This is a genomic window from Ulvibacter sp. 2305UL32-6, from assembly GCF_058148545.1.
This window is the reverse complement of sequence record NZ_JBYVKA010000005.1, coordinates 1-17,318: the sequence shown is the minus strand read 5'-3', so window position 1 is coordinate 17,318 and position 17,318 is coordinate 1. Positions and strand designations below refer to the sequence as shown.

Sequence of the window (17,318 nt, the reverse complement as noted above, 5' to 3'; positions counted from 1 at the left end):
CTTAACGTAATTTTAAGAGACTTTTATTTGTATGGCATCAATCCTAATTTTTAAGATGTTTTCTAGGTATAATATCCCTATTTTTGCAGCATGTTAGAAACAACTAAAAAGCGAGTTGATGAAGGTAAAATGCTTCCCTTAATGGAAGAATTTTACACCATTCAAGGAGAAGGTTTTCACAAAGGAACGGCCGCGTATTTTATACGTATTGGAGGCTGTGATGTTGGATGTCATTGGTGTGATGTTAAAGAAAGCTGGAATGCGGCGCTACATCCACCTACTGAGATCGAAACAATAGCAAATAATGCAGCTTTGAGCTCCAAAACTGTTGTGGTAACAGGAGGAGAGCCCTTGACTTGGGATATGGGACCACTCACGGGTATTTTAAAGGAGAAGGGGATGCAGATACATATTGAAACATCTGGAGCCTATCCACTCACGGGAATATGGGATTGGATCTGTTTGTCTCCTAAAAAAATCAAATTACCTACGTCAGAAGTGTATAAAAAAGCTCATGAATTGAAGGTGATCATTTATAATAAAGATGACTTTCGATTTGCTGAAGAACAAGCAACTCAAGTTAACAGTGATTGTATCTTATATTTGCAGCCTGAATGGAGCAAAAGAGAAACTGTTATTCCGCTTATTGTAGATTACGTAATGCGCAATCCACAATGGAAAGTTTCATTGCAAACCCATAAATATCTGAATATACCTTAGATCTTTTTAAACGGAATTTCGACGTACGTACTATCCCAGCCAATCATAAGCGTAGTGCCGTCATCTTCGGGTCTAAATACCATAGAAAGTATTTCAGCCGGAGCTGCTGCGTCACGAACAGGAACTGTTAATCGCGCAACGTCTTTTTCAATTTTATAACTGTAAGATCCCCAGACATTAGTGTCTCCATTAATTATAATGGTCCAAGTATCTTTATTTGGAATAGTGTACAGTGTATAAGTTCCCGCGGCTAATTTGGTTTTTCCAAATAGCATAGGGGTGTATAAGGTAAGTTCGGTTGCTTCATTAGCTCCTGTGCGCCAAACCTTTCCGTAGGGTACAAGGTCGCCAAAAATATCTCTTCCCTTTTTTGATGGTCTGCTATAGATCACACGAGCCATTGGAGGGGTGTTTCTGTCTGGACGTGCCATAGTAAGATCCATAGGGCTCGCATCCATCTTCGGAAATTCTTGAGCATTTGATTCCGAAAAAGCAAAGCACATAAAGATAAAAACGAATAATAAGCGGGTATTTTTCATAGCAATTTTATTTTTTGTTTAAATATACACCTTCAGAAACCAAAAAAATCTAAAAATATTGTGAAAGTTTTAATGCTGAGTTGTTTACTCTTGGTTTGTTTTCGTTCGAGGAACTAATAGGCCTTTTAAGTGAAAGTCTAAACGCAAGTTTAAAGTATCTTTTTTTCACAATCATTTGTTAATAACTTACCGCTATGGAACGTCCGAATCCCTATGTTTTATAAGGTGTTTTGTTATATTTGTTTGTTAAATTTTTTATCTGAAAAAGTCTTGTTAGACAATCGGAAAAAGATTGTGTAAAGAAACCCGCTTCTAGGGTTGCTTTGATTAAAACGAAAGAAGTAATAGAATATAAAATATATGAGCGAAGAACAGAAAAAAGGTAGTTACGGTGCTGATAGTATTCAGGCATTGGAAGGAATGGAACATGTACGCATGCGTCCTTCCATGTACATTGGAGATGTTGGTGTGCGTGGGTTACACCACTTGGTTTATGAAGTTGTAGATAACTCCATTGACGAAGCGCTAGCGGGACACTGTGATACCATTCATGTTTGGATTAATGAAGATAATTCGGTTACCGTAAAAGATAACGGGCGTGGAATTCCGGTTGATATGCACAAAAAAGAGGGTGTTTCGGCACTTGAAGTTGTGATGACCAAGATTGGAGCAGGGGGTAAATTCGACAAAGATTCTTATAAGGTGTCAGGTGGACTGCACGGAGTAGGTGTTTCTGTGGTGAATGCGCTTTCTATGAATTTGAAGGCTACTGTATATCGCAACGGCACTGTCTATGAGCAGGAATATGAACGTGGTAAGTCTATGTACCCAGTAAAATCGGTAGGTACTACAGATGAACGCGGAACATTAGTGATGTTTAAGCCAGATCCGCAGATCTTTCAACAAACCTTAGAATACAACTACGATACGTTAGCGAGTCGTTTACGCGAACTTTCTTTCTTAAATAAAGGAATCACAATCCATTTGGAAGATCGCCGTCATACCGACGAAAAAGGAGAGTTTCTTGGAGAGACATTTCACAGTGAAGAAGGATTAAAGGAATTTATCCGATTCTTAGATAGTAATCGTGAAATGCTTATCGGTGATGTGATCTCTATGGAAGGGGAAAAGAATGATATACCTGTGGAAGTTGCCATGGTTTATAACACTTCTTTTAACGAAAACCTTCATTCTTACGTAAATAATATCAATACCCATGAAGGGGGAACTCACTTGTCTGGTTTTAGACGTGGACTTACCTCTACCTTAAAGAAGTATGCAGATGCTTCAGGAATGCTTGATAAACTGAAATTTGATATTTCTGGAGATGATTTCCGAGAAGGTCTAACCGCGATTATATCAGTAAAAGTTCAGGAGCCACAATTTGAAGGGCAAACTAAGACAAAACTTGGTAACCGTGAGGTTACAGCGGCAGTAAGCCAAGCTGTTTCTGAAATGCTTGAAAATTATTTGGAGGAAAATCCAAATGATGCTAAGATCATTGTTCAAAAAGTTATTTTGGCGGCAACAGCACGACACGCAGCGCGTAAAGCCCGTGAAATGGTGCAACGTAAAACGGTGATGAGTGGTGGTGGATTACCAGGTAAACTGTCTGATTGCTCTGAACAAGATCCTGAAAAATGTGAAGTATTCCTTGTCGAGGGAGATTCGGCAGGTGGAACGGCCAAACAAGGTCGGGATCGTAATTTCCAAGCAATTTTGCCTTTACGAGGTAAGATCTTAAACGTAGAAAAGGCCATGCAACACAAGGTCTTTGAAAATGAAGAGATCCGTAATATTTTTACGGCCTTAGGAGTTACTATTGGTACTGAAGAAGATAGTAAAGCACTTAACTTGGCAAAACTGCGCTACCATAAAGTAGTGATCATGTGTGATGCCGATGTAGATGGTAGTCATATTTCTACCTTGATATTGACGTTCTTTTTCCGTTATATGCGAGAATTAGTTGAGTCTGGGTATGTTTATATCGCAACGCCACCTTTGTATTTGGTGAAAAAAGGAGCTAAGAAAGAATACGCATGGAATGACAAGGAGCGTGATGATCTGAATGAGAAATTTGGTGGAAGTGCGGCAATTCAACGTTACAAAGGTCTAGGGGAAATGAATGCGGAACAATTGTGGGATACTACAATGAATCCTAATTTTAGAACTTTAAGACAAGTGACTATTGATAATGGTACCGAAGCAGATCGTATCTTCTCAATGCTTATGGGAGATGAGGTGCCACCACGTCGTGAGTTTATTGAAAAGAATGCAGTTTACGCAAACATCGATGCGTAAATCTTTAGGATTTTTCTTCGGAATTGTCTTCTGCCTTTGCTCGCAATTTTCATTTGGTCAAGCTATTGTTGACATTGAAAACGTGTTGGGCGACCTTTTGATCGTCTCCGAACGTTATATCACACCAGCTGCTGACGCCTCTATTTATCAGTCAACAGCAGCTTGGTATAGTTCTGCGAAATCTCTAGATAAATTCGAATTTGATGTTTCATTGCATTTTAATGCCTTGCCTATTTCCGAAGGAAAAAAAGTGTTTACAGTGCGAGATTCTGAATTCACTAACCTCGATATTCGCGATGCGTCAACTGCTGAAGTTCCCACGGCAGTAGGTGGAGATACTGAGCAATTCTATGACTTTGTTATTGATGGTGAAACCTACGAAATGCAGGCTTTTGAAGGTGTCAAAGAATCTGTAGTATATCATCCTTATATTCAGGCATCGGTAGGTTTGTGGAAAGAAACCGATTTTACTGTACGATATTCTCCAAAAATTAAAATTGATGTTTCAGATTATAGCATATTTGGAGTAGCGCTAAAGCATAGTGTGAGTCAGTATTTCCGAAAAGAAGAAACTGTGAGTCCTATTGAATTTGCTGTATTAGCATCATATTCTGCATTTGATTCCAATCTTTTGTTTGACGCCCTTGAACTAACACCTACCAATGGAAATGAAGAGCCTTTGGCAGTGATAAAAGGACTAATGGTTCACGCCGATGCTTTATTATTTCAAGGTATTGCGTCAAAACGATGGAATAACCTAGAAGTTCAAGGTGCTATTGGCTATACATCAAGTGCCATTGATTATACCATCCTAGGTGATGGTAGTACTTTTATTGATCTTTTTAATAGAACCTTAGTTGTTCTTGAGGAAACAAGAAGTGGCGTTAAAGGAGATCTGGGGGTTAACTATTACTTCGGAAATTTTTATCTGTCTTCCAACGTAACTCTTGGAAAGTTTGCTAATCTTAACGTAGGAGCGCATTATCGATTGTAGTTCAAAGTTCAAAGTTTATAGTTCAAAGTTTACAGTTCAAAGTTTAAAGTTTTAGGCTTTTACTTCCAACGTCCAGCATCCAGCACCTAATAACTAACAATTAACCTCACGCTGCGTGCTTTCTGCTTCGATCCTGAAGCTTCAAGCTCATTAGAATTTTAGCAATAGATTATAAAAAATTGTACGGCATTAATTAACAGATAATTGTATTTTTGCGTCGCGTTAGACGATTACTAACAATTTCAGAAAAAATAACCCATTAAAACAATAAGATGAAAGTAACAGTTGTTGGAGCAGGTGCTGTAGGTGCAAGTTGTGCCGAGTATATTGCCATTAAAGATTTTGCAAGTGAAGTAGTATTATTAGACATCAAAGAAGGCTACGCCGAAGGTAAGGCCATGGATTTGATGCAGACCGCTTCTTTGAATGGTTTTGACACCCGAATTGTTGGGTCTACAAATGATTATGGTAAGACCGCGAATAGCGATATCTGTGTGATCACAAGTGGTATACCGCGTAAGCCAGGAATGACTCGTGAAGAACTTATTGGTATTAATGCAGGTATTGTAAAAACAGTTTCATCAAACCTGATCAAACACTCTCCAAATACTATCATTATTGTGGTAAGTAACCCAATGGATACAATGACATATTTGGTGCATAAAACTACGGGTCTTCCAAAGAGTCGTATCATCGGTATGGGTGGAGCATTAGATAGTGCCCGTTTTAAATATCGTCTAGCTGAAGCTTTAGGAGCTCCTATTAGTGATGTTGACGGAATGGTGATTGGTGGTCATAGTGATACGGGAATGGTACCTTTAACACGTTTGGCAACTCGTAATAGTGTTCCTGTTTCTGCGTTTATTTCGGAAGAACGACTTGGTCAAGTGTTGGAAGATACCAAAGTGGGAGGCGCAACGCTTACTAAATTATTAGGTACTTCAGCTTGGTACGCACCAGGAGCAGCCGTTTCGGGGCTAGTTCAGGCGATTGCTTGTGATCAAAAGAAAATTTACCCATGTTCAACCATGCTTGAAGGTGAATACGGATTAAACGATCTTTGTATTGGTGTTCCTGTGGTTTTAGGACGAAATGGTATTGAAAGTATTGTAGAGATTGAACTCAACGATGCCGAAAAAGCTCATATGCAACAAAGTGCTGAAGGGGTTAAAAAGACTAATGGTCTTTTAGAATTATAGAAAGATATTTTATATAAATATATGAGAGCGGCTTTTTAGTCGCTCTTTTTTTAATAAATCTGAAACCATCAATGTAATCGACTTTTTTTCGCAGCATGTTTGAAGATTCAAAGTTTAAGATCTTACACCATACCATTAAACTCTAAACGCAGCTATTTGCTTTGGTCTTTACGAAATAGCCTATATAATTCGGTATTTTGCAGGATATAAGCTTTCAGAAAAGCATTAATCAGCCTTAATTTTTTATATTTGACGCATGAAAACAAAATGGTACGTAAGTACTTTATTTTTTATTCTTGCAGTATTTGGCGTTAGTAGGTACCAAGTTACCTCTCCTAATCAGGAAATTGTTGTTCAATTTAACGACGATGAAGCAGCGGTTGATTTTGTTCAACACGCTGTGTCATTGGTTAAAAGACAATTAGAAAGCGCTGGTGTTGACAATATTCATGTACAGGCATCTGTTGGGGGAAATGTAAAAATCACCTATTACAGTGACTTTGATATTTCTCGTATCAAAGAAATACTTTCTTCCGAAGAAAAACTCAAAATAGACTATACCGCTCAAGGTGACCAAAAGTCTAAGGACATTCCTTTAAGCAGTTCAGATACATATACCTTAAATATATGTGAGATTCAAAGCAGTTTTGATGCCGGATACGACGTAGATGGGATGCTAGCCGAGCTACTTCCAACCAACGATCGTCTAGTGATCCCAGATCTGTTTTTCTCTGCTGTTCGAATTGATGGTTTTTCACAAAACGTGTTTGATGTTATTGCGTATTCGTTTTATAGTCAGGTAGCGCTTGGCATCGATCACAACACACATTGCATTCCTGAAGTTAGGGCTGGCCCCAATCTTGTTGGGATGGCTTAATTCTTTTCAGATTACTTCCCATATAACCGTTCTTTTAAAGCGATGATTGCTTAAGGTTTTATTTCTTTAAGAAGCACTCGTTCTTTAAAATAAGGCTTTAATTCAGTAGAAAACAAAGCTATAAATCACTAAATATAATTGTCAGATCATACGGTAAATTCTATATTTGCCCGTTTAAAAATTTGACCAAAAAATATAACAATGCAAAATAAAGGATTAATAACAGTGTTTGCGATACTATTCGGATTGGTGAGTTTGTACCAATTATCGTTTACATTCATTTCTGGCTCTGTAGAGCAGGATGCGAAGGATTTCGCCAATAGTAAATTTGACGAAACACAACATAAGGAACGTGATATCGCGGAAGCGCGTTATTTAGATTCATTAGGAGAGGCTCCAGTTTTTATGGGGATCGACTATAATACTGCCAAGGAGAAAGAGCTAAATAAAGGTCTCGATTTAAAAGGTGGTATCAACGTGATCTTACAAGTTTCTGTAAAAGATATCTTAGGTGGGTTGGCAAACAACTCTAAAGACCCTGCTTTTAGACAAGCATTGGCTAATGCCGATGTATTGCAAACACAGAGTCAAGATACGTATTTAGAGTCTTTCTTTGAGGCTTTTGAAGCGCTTCCAGGTGAAAATACCTTGGCTTCTCCGAGTATCTTTTTTAATAAAAATTTAGAAGAAGATATCGAAGATGGTATGACCAATGAGCAGGTAAAGCCTATCATTGAGCGTAAGATTGATGAATCTATTACTTCGGCTTTTGAAGTATTGAGAAAGCGTATTGATAAATTTGGTGTAACACAACCAAACATTCAGCGTTTAGGGAAATCGGCTCGTATTTTGGTCGAGTTACCAGGAGCGAAAGATGTTGGGCGTATCAGAAAGTTATTATCAAGTACAGCTCAATTAGAGTTTTGGGAAGTTTATAAGGCGGAAGAGATGGCCGACTTTATTCGTCAGGCTGATGAGGTGATTAAAGACCTTAAAAAGACTGTAACTCCAGAAGTAGTGGAAGCTGAACAAGTAACTGATACAACCGAAACTGCCGAAGATGACGATATTAGTGATCTTTTAGGAGGTGATGATGTAGAAGAAGCAGCCGAATTAAGTCCGATTCTCGATAAAATCGTTATTGGTGGAAGTCAAGGAAGTCCGGTACTTGCGTACTTTAACGTAAAGGATACTGAAGAAATTGAGGGCTATTTAAATGCACCTCAGGTTAGAGCATTGCTACAAGGTGAGCAGCGTTATGTCAAATTTATGTGGGAACTTCCGAAGGAAAGTAAAAATCCTGAAACAGGTGAGATCACAAACATCACTGGATTGTACGCTATTAAGGCGGGTCGTGATAATGTGCCTCCATTGGCTGGTGGCGTTGTAACAGATGCGCAACAGTCTTATACGCAAGGAGGAGCCGTTTCTGTAGACATGCAAATGAACGGAACAGGAGCGAAGATCTGGGAAGAAATGACCGGAAAAGCTTTTAATACACAAAGCCAGATAGCAATTGTTTTAGATAACACAGTTTATTCAGCTCCAGGTGTAACTACAGGTCCTATTGCTGGAGGACGTAGCCAGATCACAGGTGATTTTGATATTACTGAAGGTCAAGATTTAGCAAATGTTTTACGTGCGGGTAAATTACCAGCTTCAGCAGATATCATTCAGGCGGAAGTTGTTGGACCAACCTTAGGACAAGAAGCTATTGATAGTGGTATGTTATCTTTTGGTATTGCACTTTTAATTGTATTGCTTTGGATGATCTTTTACTACGGAAAAGCAGGAGCGTTTGCCGATGTTGCATTGATAGTAAACATTATTTTCATTCTTGGTATCCTAGCAGGGCTTGGTGCTGTATTGACACTTCCTGGGATTGCAGGTATTGTATTGACCATTGGTATGTCGGTAGATGCAAACGTACTTATCTTTGAGAGGATTCGAGAAGAGCTTGCTAAAGGAAAAGCGCAAAAGGACGCTATTAAAGATGGTTTCAGTAATGCATTGTCTTCTATTTTAGATGCGAATATAACTACGGGACTTACAGGTCTTATTTTATTGGTCTTCGGAACAGGACCAATTCAAGGTTTCGCAACAACATTATTGATCGGTATTTTAACTTCGTTATTTACTGCAATCTTTATCACACGTTTGTTTATTGACCGTTACACGAAGAATGGAAAACCACTTCCTTTTTCAACGCCAATGACCAAAAACTTGTTTAAAAATGTAAACATTAACTTCCTTCAAAAACGTAAGATCGCTTATGTGATTTCAGGTCTTTTAATTCTAGTGAGTGTATTTTCATTATTCACCAACGGATTAAACCAAGGGGTTGACTTTGTAGGGGGACGTACATATACTGTTCGTTTTGATAAAGATGTAGATGCTAAGCTGATCGAGAATGATCTGGTTTCTGTGTTCGAAAGTGTCGAAGCAAAAACCTATGGTAGTGATAATCAACTAAAAATTACAACAAAGTATAAGGTTGATGATAGCGGCGAAGGAGTAGATGCGGAGATCGAAAGCATGCTTTTTGAAGGTCTAAAACCAAACTTACCAGCAGGAATGACACTTGCAAACTTTACGGAAGATGACCAAGGTAAGGTAGCAGGTAGAATGGAGTATTATAAGGTAAGTCCAACAATTGCCGATGACATCAAGAAAGCCTCTTTCTGGGCCGTTTTAGGTTCGTTAGTAGTTGTGTTCTTATACATCTTATTGCGTTTTAGAAGATGGCAGTTTAGTTTGGGTGCGGTTGCGGCTGTATTCCATGATGTTTTGATCGTACTGGGTGTATTCTCACTTACATACAATATCATGCCTTTTAGTATGGAAATTGACCAAGCGTTTATTGCGGCGATTCTAACCGTAATTGGTTACTCGTTGAATGATACTGTGGTTGTGTTTGACCGTATACGTGAATTCTTTAATGAACATACTTCTTGGAAAATGAATCGTATTATAAATTCTGCCTTAAATAGTACATTGAGTAGAACATTAAATACATCGCTTACTACCTTGATCGTATTGTTATGTATCTTCTTTATTGGTGCAGAATCGATCCGTGGATTGATCTTCGCCTTAATGGTAGGTGTGATTGTAGGTACGTATTCATCTTTGTTTATTGCTACTCCGGTATTCTTTGATACTGTAAAGAAAAAGGGTATTGATTTAACAGTGAAAAAAGAAGAAGAAGAAGCTGAGCTAGAATAAAATGTTCAGTGTATATGTTTAGCGAGGTGCATGACGTGCCATGCTGGACTTGGCAATGACTAATTAGTTTTAGTTTCAATAGCATAAAAGCCGCATCCAATGGATGCGGCTTTTGTATTTAACTGGATATTTCTTCCGAAGTAATGTTTTAATTCTCGTACGGATCCATAAGATTATTGGGCGTGTGTCCTTCCTCCTGTATTAGCTGCTTCGGGTTAAACGTACCTGAAAACTCATTAGAATACAACACCGTGTCCTCATCGAGAAACAATGTAAACCTAAAGTTCCCTTCGGTGCTTCCTTCCATGCAAGGCGCTACAAAGTCCCAATATTCATTCGGGTTGATATACACCTGGTGATAGCTATTACCACACCAACTGCTCGGTAAGTATTCAATATCTTGCCAGGAGCCGTTATAAAATACCTGACGTATCATGTCAATTCTACTATCCTGAGCCGATAGGCTAATAACTGAGTCTGTTTTGTTGACAACCCATACATGGAAACCTTTAGTGTTTTCTACAAAATTAGCGTCGCTTTTTGGCAATGCTATAATTTGAAAAATGTCTTTTTTTGATCGTCGAGCAACTTTCTTATTTATAGATTTTGGATGATTCTCGGAAGAAGCATATCCTCCTGGAGATACTGTGTCCTGTAGACTAGAGCCTGCTCTGAAGTAGCCGCTCCGTTTGTACTCAATGTTCATGCAATTTTGCGCGAACGATATTTGAAAAATAACAAGTAATGCGAGTGTGGTTAGTGTTTTATTCATCGTACAGAATTTTGATTAAAACTACGCGCTAAAAGTGAATTACCAAACTACTATTGAGGGAATTATACCATGCAATATGTCATTTGGTGTTTTCACTTAGGTAGTGTTAATTCTGTAGAATCAATAATTATTCCGAAATGCGCGTCCAAAAGATCTGATCACCTTTTTCAAGGCCCCAAGTATCACTGAGACCGGCATTTACTTCCAGTACATATTGACAAGCTCCTTCAGAAGGCAAAGAAGTTGGGTCTAATGGTTTGGCATTTTTTTGAATGCTAACCACTCGCTTGGTATCATCAATATAAATAATGTCGAGTGCGAATTCGGTATTTTTCATATAAAACGAACGGGTCTGCAAGGCATCAAATACAAATAGCATCCCGCGGTTGTTCATCATATTTTTACGATACATAAGGCCTGTTTGCGTCTCGTAATCGTCGTCGGCTATTTCAATTTCGATAGTTGCGATCACCGAATCTGTCACCGCCTTTTTTAATTGGAGCTCGCCTTCTTTGGTGAAAACAACTTCTTTTGTGAGTACTTTTTCGTCTTTAACCGCTTCCTTGCAACTTCCGAAGAAAACCAAGAACGCTAGCAAAAGCGTTATAATATATAAATTTTTCATTCGCAATGATATATTTTGTTACGCTTTCGCGGAAGGGTTGTCATACTTTTTTGATGAGGATCGCCACATAAAATAGGCGCCGATAATAACAAATGGAATACTTAGCCATTGCCCTGTAGTAAGAATATTACCAAGCTTGTCTTCAAATCCACCCTGACTTTCCTTAACAAATTCGACGATAAAACGCACAGTGAATAAAAGGACAAAAAACAGACCAAAAAGGAAACCTAAATACTCGCTTTTATTGGTTTTCCAATAAAAATACCACAGAACGAGAAAGACCAATACATAGCCAGCAGCCTCGTATAATTGCGCCGGATGGCGTGGAAAGGTCTCGCCTAGTTGTTTAAAGATCACACCAAAGTCACTTCCTGTTGGTTTTCCGATGATCTCAGAATTAATGAAATTTCCAATTCGTACAAAGACGGCGCCACTGGCTACGGCAAGAACCACGCGGTCTAAGATCCAAAGAATTGGTTTTTTAGAAACACGCTTGCTGTAAAAGTACATAGCGATGATACCGCCAATTGCCGCACCATGACTGGCAAGACCTTGAAAACCAGTATATCTGAATTCAGGTACAAAGCTAAAGGGTAAGATCACCGATAGGGGATCCTGCCAAAGAAGTTCGGTTTGGTAGAAAAAAACATGGCCTAGGCGCATCCCAATAAGGATTGCCAATACCATATAAATAAAAAGGCTGTCTAAGCGCTCAATGGGTTCGTTTTCATTTTTGAAGACCTTCTTCATGATGAACCAGCCCAATACAAAGGCTGTGACAAACATCAAACTGTAGTAACGGATCACAAAGAAACCGAGGTCTATACCCGCTGATGGATCCCAGACGATACTTAAATAGTGCATATTTTTTTATTAATTGAAATATTACTTGGTTTGCCGTAAGGCGTGTTAAAGATACTAAAAGCTACATTGTAACACAGCAAACTTATTTCTTTTTGGGAGGTACGGGATCAAATCCTTGACCACCCCAAGGATGACAACTTCCTATTCGTTTTATAGCTAGCCAACTCCCTTTTATTAATCCGTGTACTTGCAGCGCCTCAACCGCGTAATGAGAACAGGTAGGGGTATATCTGCAGGTTGATGGAAATATAGGCGAAATAGCACGCTGATACACTCTTATAAGAAAAATAAAAGGATATGTAAGGAGCTTCTTCACAGTAGAAGGCTGGTTAATTTATTGAAAAAGTAGTTCCGTCTTTTCCGTCTTTTAGCTGAATGCCCACTTCTTGCAATTCATCCCGAATATGATCACTCATAGCAAAATCTTTATTGGCTCGCGCCTGATTTCTTAGCTCTATCAGCAAATGAACAGCGCCATCTAGTTTATTTCCGTTGTTAGAACCCGCAGCAACCTCGTCAACAAGTCCCAAGACATCAAAAATAAACGCCCGCATTGTCTCGTGAAGTGTCTTTAAGTCCTCTTCGGAAATGGTCGCGCTTCCGTCTTTTAGACCATTGATAAACTTAGTGGCTTCAAAAAGTTGAGCGATCAAAATAGGACTATTAAAATCGTCGTTCATAGCATCGTAACAAGACTGCTTCCAAGTCTGAATATCGAAACTACTGTTTGCTGAAGTTTTTATTTCTGAAAGACTTCGGAAGCTATCCATTAAACGATTAAATCCTTTTTCAGAAGCTTCCAATGCATCATTACTAAAATCTAAAATGCTTCGGTAATGTGCCTGATACATAAAAAATTTGGTCACCGTAGCCGAAAATGGCTTGCTTAAGATGTTGTTCTCACCCGAAATAATTTCATTAGGTAAAATATTATTACCTGTAGATTTTGACATCTTTTTCCCATTTAGGGTAAGCATATTGGCGTGTAGCCAATAATGAACCGGCGCTTTACCGTTATATGCTTCGGCTTGTGCAATTTCACATTCGTGGTGCGGAAACTTTAAGTCCATTCCCCCGCCGTGGATGTCAAAAGACTTTCCAAGATATTTGGTGCTCATTGCAGTACATTCCAGATGCCAACCTGGAAATCCATCACTCCATGGTGAAGGCCAGCGCATAATATGCTGGGGTTCGGCTTTCTTCCAAAGCGCAAAATCCTGCGGATTCTTCTTTTCAGATTGGGCTGCGAGTTCACGCGTATTGGCGATCATGTCTTCCAGGTTCCTTCCGCTTAAAACACCATAATCGTAGTCTTTATTGAATTTGTAAACATCAAAGTAAACAGATCCGTTGGTTTCATAGGCGTAGCCTTTTGATATAATGCTCTTTATGATATCGATCTGCTCGATAATGTGCCCTGTAGCGGTTGGTTCAATACTTGGTGGCAATGCATTGAATTTTGCCATGGTTTCGTGAAAATCTACCGTGTATTTTTGAACCACTTCCATTGGTTCTATTTGTTCAAGACGCGCTTTCTTTAGTATGGGGTCATCGCCGCTCTCGCCATCATTTTCAAGATGTCCAGCATCAGTTATGTTACGTACATAACGCACTTTATAGCCCAAATGTTTTAAGTATCTGAAGATCATGTCAAACGACAGAAACGTTCTACAATTTCCCAAATGTACATTGCTGTAGACTGTTGGTCCACAAACATACATGCCTACCGCGCCTTCATGAATAGGAGTGAAGATCTCCTTCTCTTTAGAGAGTGAGTTGTACAGTTTTACAGTTTGGGTTTCGTATAATTTCATAATGGTTTTAAATATTGATGACCGATGACGGAGACCAAAGTTTTTATTTTACGTTTTTACTAAAGGTAACGGCTGTGTTCATCAAACGGAATGATTTGTCGTGTTATGTATTGAACGCTTCGAAGGTAATATATTTTCTTCTTTTTGAATTGTTTAGGCCCATAACAACTTCTGTTATCTATTGAATGGTATATGCTAAAAAAATTTCTACTTTAAATTCAATTGGTCAATACTATCTTTTGAAAGTTACCATGCAATAGAAGCAGGGAGGTGTCTAGTTGAGAATTCAAGTTAAATACTGCTTACTTTCGGAAATAAATTAGCTAGGTTATTAAAATGTTACCTGAGTCTATTGCAAATGCCTTCATCACGTAATTATTTACATTTATTTTCGGATAAAGCATAGCATTTCTCTAAGAAATTGATACATCCTTCCTTAAAACTCTGTTTCAAGCTTAATATAGTCTAAAAACTCTCTTCTCTTTTCAGCATTTTTAAATGCGCCGCCAAATTCTGAAGTTACCGTGCTACTGTCGATATCGCGGATGCCTCTTGAATTTACACAAAGGTGTTTCGCGTCGATTACACAGGCAACATCATCTGTGTTGAGAACCAATTGTAGTTCTTTTACAATTTGCATGGTAAGACGTTCCTGGACTTGGGGACGCTTAGCGTAATAATCAACGATGCGATTCATTTTGGAAAGGCCCACAACGCTCCCGTTAGAAATATAGGCAATATGAGCTCTTCCAACGATAGGAAGTAAATGATGTTCGCAGGTTGAATAGAGTGTAATATTTTTTTCTACGAGCATTTCCCCGTATTTGTACTTATTGTCAAAAGTTGATGCCTTCGGTTTTCGGTCTGGATGGAGTCCGCCGAAGATCTCTTGCACAAACATCTTGGCAACCCGAGTAGGTGTTCCTTTGAGGCTGTCATCTGACAAATCGAGACCAAGTGTTTCCAAAATATTCTTAACATCACCTTTAATGGCTGCGATTTTTTCCATATCACTTAACTCAAAAGCATCCTTCCGCAAGGGTGTGTCTGTTGATCCACTAATGTGATCATCTCCCGCTTCTTGGATTGCTTGTAGTTGCTTATCTAAATCTGTGGACATAAAGTATGTAGTATCTTTTATAATACAGAGGGCAAAGATAGGGATTCGACTTTTCTCAGAAAAAATTGACTCTTATTATTTTTACTCCAAGAATGGAGAAAATATCACAAAATTTTCTTAATTTTCGCGGATTATACCCATACCAACATGAAAACTATTGTCCCCAACTACCCAGTTGTTATTATTTTATTGTTATCTATTGTGTTTAGTGCTCAGGCACAAGGGCCAGGCGCCTTGTTCGTGGATGCTGGATCAGATCAATCGATACCTTGTGGAACGGGTGGTTGTGCTAACCTTTCCGCCGATTTTCTTGAAACCTTTGATACTTCGGGTTCAAACTATGTAATTAATGCAATACCATATGCTCCGCCTTTTCCTTTTAATGGTCTTGCGAATCCGTTGAACCCCAATATTGATGATGCTTGGTCTCCAGTAGATGTGTTGCCATTCGATTTTTGTTTTTTTGGAAACCAAGAAACACAATTTCAAGTAGGTTCGAACGGTGTTATACGTTTTGATGTAGATCCAACCGATGTTGGGGCTGCGAGTAACGATTGGAGTTTTACTGATGATTTGCCAAACAATACAGATGATGCTCTTGGGGAAGCGAATGTTTTCACCCCTGGTCATGATATTGATCCTTCTGTGTCAGGTTCTGAGGAAATAGGTTATGAAGTTTTAGGTACTTTTCCGAATCGTGTATTAGTGGTTTCGTATTTTGAAGTTCCTATGTTTTCAGCTGCCTGTAATAGTTTATTGGCGACTCATATGGTTGTATTCTATGAGTTTTCTAATGTTATAGAATTTTATATTAAAGATAAACCGTCATGTCCTGGTTGGAATGGAGGGAATGCCACTTTAGGTATTCAAAATAACGATGGTACTACTGCGTATGTTCCACCTGGAAGAAATACATCTGATTCGCCTTGGACCACAAATAATGAAGCTTGGAGTATTAGCCCAGTTGGGCCTCCAACTTATGTTTTTGAATGGCTTGATTCAACGGGATCTGTTATTGGAACCAATCCAAACATAACGGTATGCCCTGTTGGCTCTGAGGTTTACACGGCTCGCGTGACTTATACAAATGTTTGTAATGGTGATGTTGTTGTTTTAACCGATGATGTAACTGTGACTGCTGTTGCTCCTTTTACTGTTGATTTAGGGCCAGATATAGATACATGTAATACAGATCCTATTTTACTGGATGCAAATCCAGGTGTTGCTGGTCTTTCTTATGAATGGTTTTTAAATGGTGGATCACAAGGGCCTTCTACGATAAATGACGACACCTTCAATGTTGTAGCTCCTAATTCGGGAACTTACCGTGTGGAAGTTTTCGACCCAGCAGATCCTACGTGTGTAGTTTCTGATGAAATCATAATAAATTATTATCCACAACCAATTATCGCCAATCAACCTGAAGATTTTTTTATATGTGATGATGGAACAAATGTGGGTGAATTTGACTTAACTCAGAATGATGATGATATACTTGGGGCTCAAGACCCTACCATGTTTGTGGTTAAATATTATGAATCATTTGTTGATAGTCAGATGGATATGAATCAAATTCTACCTCCATTAGATGCTGCGTATCCAATTATGACTCTTCCTACGCAAATCATTTATGTGCGTATTGAGGATAATTCGGGTTCTTGTTATGCTTTAGAAGATTTTACCATCACATTTGGACCTGTTGCCGCCGGCCCTATGACTAATATTGATGATGTTTGTGACCAGGATGGTGATGGTATGGTTTCTTTTAACTTCAATATTTTAAAAGATGCTGAAGCTCTTAATGGACAATCCCCGGGGCAATTTGTAGTGACATATCACAACAGTTTTGCAGATGCAGATGGTGATGTCGGTGCTCTTACCATGCCATATGATGTGACTGCTCCTGGTGAAACGATTTGGGTTCGTGTGGAGAGTCTGGCACAAGGTACCTGCTACGAAACATCAAGTTTTGATGTAAGTCTTTGGGTTGCTCCTGCAGCAACACCTCCTACAAAATATACTATATGTGACGATCTACCGTATGATGGCTTTGCTGTTTTTGATTTGACTTCTAAGAATTTTGAAATTGATGGTGGGAATCCAGAAGCAGTTGTCACGTATCATGAGACTTTTTTACAGGCGCAGGCTGGTGCTTTTCCAATTATGCCAGACAACGCCTATACCAACCAGGTGGCTGGTTTAGACATGGTGTTTGTCCGTGTTGAGAATGTGAATAGCCCTACTTGTTATAACGTAGTTAGTTTAGAACTT

13 protein-coding genes and 1 pseudogene are annotated in these 17,318 nt (G+C 38.8%); 7 read left to right on the top strand and 7 right to left on the bottom strand.

What is annotated here, in order from left to right; all coding sequences use genetic code 11:
• The first annotated feature begins 90 nt into the window (after positions 1-90).
• The gene (locus ACY2RU_RS14955; RefSeq protein ID WP_490139290.1) at positions 91-720 is read left to right on the top strand and encodes a 7-carboxy-7-deazaguanine synthase QueE; all 630 of its coding nucleotides are present in this window, start codon (positions 91-93) and stop codon (positions 718-720) included.
• Here the strand turns inward: ACY2RU_RS14955 and ACY2RU_RS14950 are convergent.
• Complete coding sequence (locus ACY2RU_RS14950; RefSeq protein ID WP_490139289.1) at positions 717-1,259, bottom strand: DUF2911 domain-containing protein; 543 nt, start codon at positions 1,257-1,259, stop codon at positions 717-719. The two genes, ACY2RU_RS14955 and ACY2RU_RS14950, sit on opposite strands and share 4 nt — an antisense overlap.
• Positions 1,260-1,619: 360 nt before the next feature.
• On the opposite strand from ACY2RU_RS14950, the gene gyrB reads away from it, so the two are divergent.
• The 5 genes from gyrB (at position 1,620) to secDF (ending at position 9,852) form a co-directional block, all read left to right on the top strand.
• Positions 1,620-3,560 (top strand): DNA topoisomerase (ATP-hydrolyzing) subunit B, encoded by a 1,941-nt coding sequence (gene gyrB, locus ACY2RU_RS14945; RefSeq protein ID WP_490139288.1) that lies wholly within the window; start codon positions 1,620-1,622, stop codon positions 3,558-3,560.
• A complete protein-coding gene (locus ACY2RU_RS14940; RefSeq protein ID WP_490139287.1) occupies positions 3,553-4,554 on the top strand; it encodes a DUF6588 family protein in 1,002 nt (333 codons plus the stop codon). Before gyrB ends, ACY2RU_RS14940 begins: the two co-directional genes overlap by 8 nt.
• Positions 4,555-4,826: 272 nt before the next feature.
• A complete protein-coding gene (mdh, locus tag ACY2RU_RS14935; protein WP_490139286.1) occupies positions 4,827-5,753 on the top strand; it encodes a malate dehydrogenase in 927 nt (308 codons plus the stop codon).
• A 256-nt stretch (positions 5,754-6,009) separates the two neighbouring features.
• On the top strand, positions 6,010-6,630 hold the full coding sequence (locus ACY2RU_RS14930; RefSeq protein ID WP_490139285.1) for a hypothetical protein: 621 nt from the start codon (positions 6,010-6,012) through the stop codon (positions 6,628-6,630).
• A gap of 201 nt (positions 6,631-6,831) precedes the next feature.
• Positions 6,832-9,852, top strand: coding sequence for a protein translocase subunit SecDF (secDF, locus tag ACY2RU_RS14925; protein ID WP_490139284.1), 3,021 nt, complete (start codon positions 6,832-6,834; stop codon positions 9,850-9,852).
• A 148-nt stretch (positions 9,853-10,000) separates the two neighbouring features.
• Here secDF and ACY2RU_RS14920 read toward each other — a convergent pair whose 3' ends face one another.
• The 6 genes from ACY2RU_RS14920 to folE all read right to left on the bottom strand — a co-directional run bounded on the left by ACY2RU_RS14920 (position 10,001) and on the right by folE (position 15,047).
• A complete protein-coding gene (locus ACY2RU_RS14920) occupies positions 10,001-10,624 on the bottom strand; it encodes a hypothetical protein (RefSeq protein WP_490139283.1) in 624 nt (207 codons plus the stop codon).
• Positions 10,625-10,751: 127 nt separating this feature from the next.
• Complete coding sequence (locus ACY2RU_RS14915; protein ID WP_490139282.1) at positions 10,752-11,249, bottom strand: DUF192 domain-containing protein; 498 nt, start codon at positions 11,247-11,249, stop codon at positions 10,752-10,754.
• Between the two features lie 18 nt (positions 11,250-11,267).
• The gene (lgt, locus tag ACY2RU_RS14910) at positions 11,268-12,113 is read right to left on the bottom strand and encodes a prolipoprotein diacylglyceryl transferase (RefSeq protein WP_490139281.1); all 846 of its coding nucleotides are present in this window, start codon (positions 12,111-12,113) and stop codon (positions 11,268-11,270) included.
• Between the two features lie 82 nt (positions 12,114-12,195).
• Positions 12,196-12,429 (bottom strand): membrane protein insertion efficiency factor YidD, encoded by a 234-nt coding sequence (gene yidD, locus ACY2RU_RS14905; RefSeq protein ID WP_490139280.1) that lies wholly within the window; start codon positions 12,427-12,429, stop codon positions 12,196-12,198.
• 13 nt (positions 12,430-12,442) lie between these two features.
• Complete coding sequence (gene cysS, locus ACY2RU_RS14900; RefSeq protein WP_490139279.1) at positions 12,443-13,927, bottom strand: cysteine--tRNA ligase; 1,485 nt, start codon at positions 13,925-13,927, stop codon at positions 12,443-12,445.
• A gap of 436 nt (positions 13,928-14,363) precedes the next feature.
• The gene (folE, locus tag ACY2RU_RS14895) at positions 14,364-15,047 is read right to left on the bottom strand and encodes a GTP cyclohydrolase I FolE (RefSeq protein ID WP_490139278.1); all 684 of its coding nucleotides are present in this window, start codon (positions 15,045-15,047) and stop codon (positions 14,364-14,366) included.
• A gap of 147 nt (positions 15,048-15,194) precedes the next feature.
• Between folE and ACY2RU_RS14890 the strand changes: the two are divergent.
• Positions 15,195-17,318 (top strand): annotated as a pseudogene (locus ACY2RU_RS14890) (hypothetical protein); the annotation flags it as partial.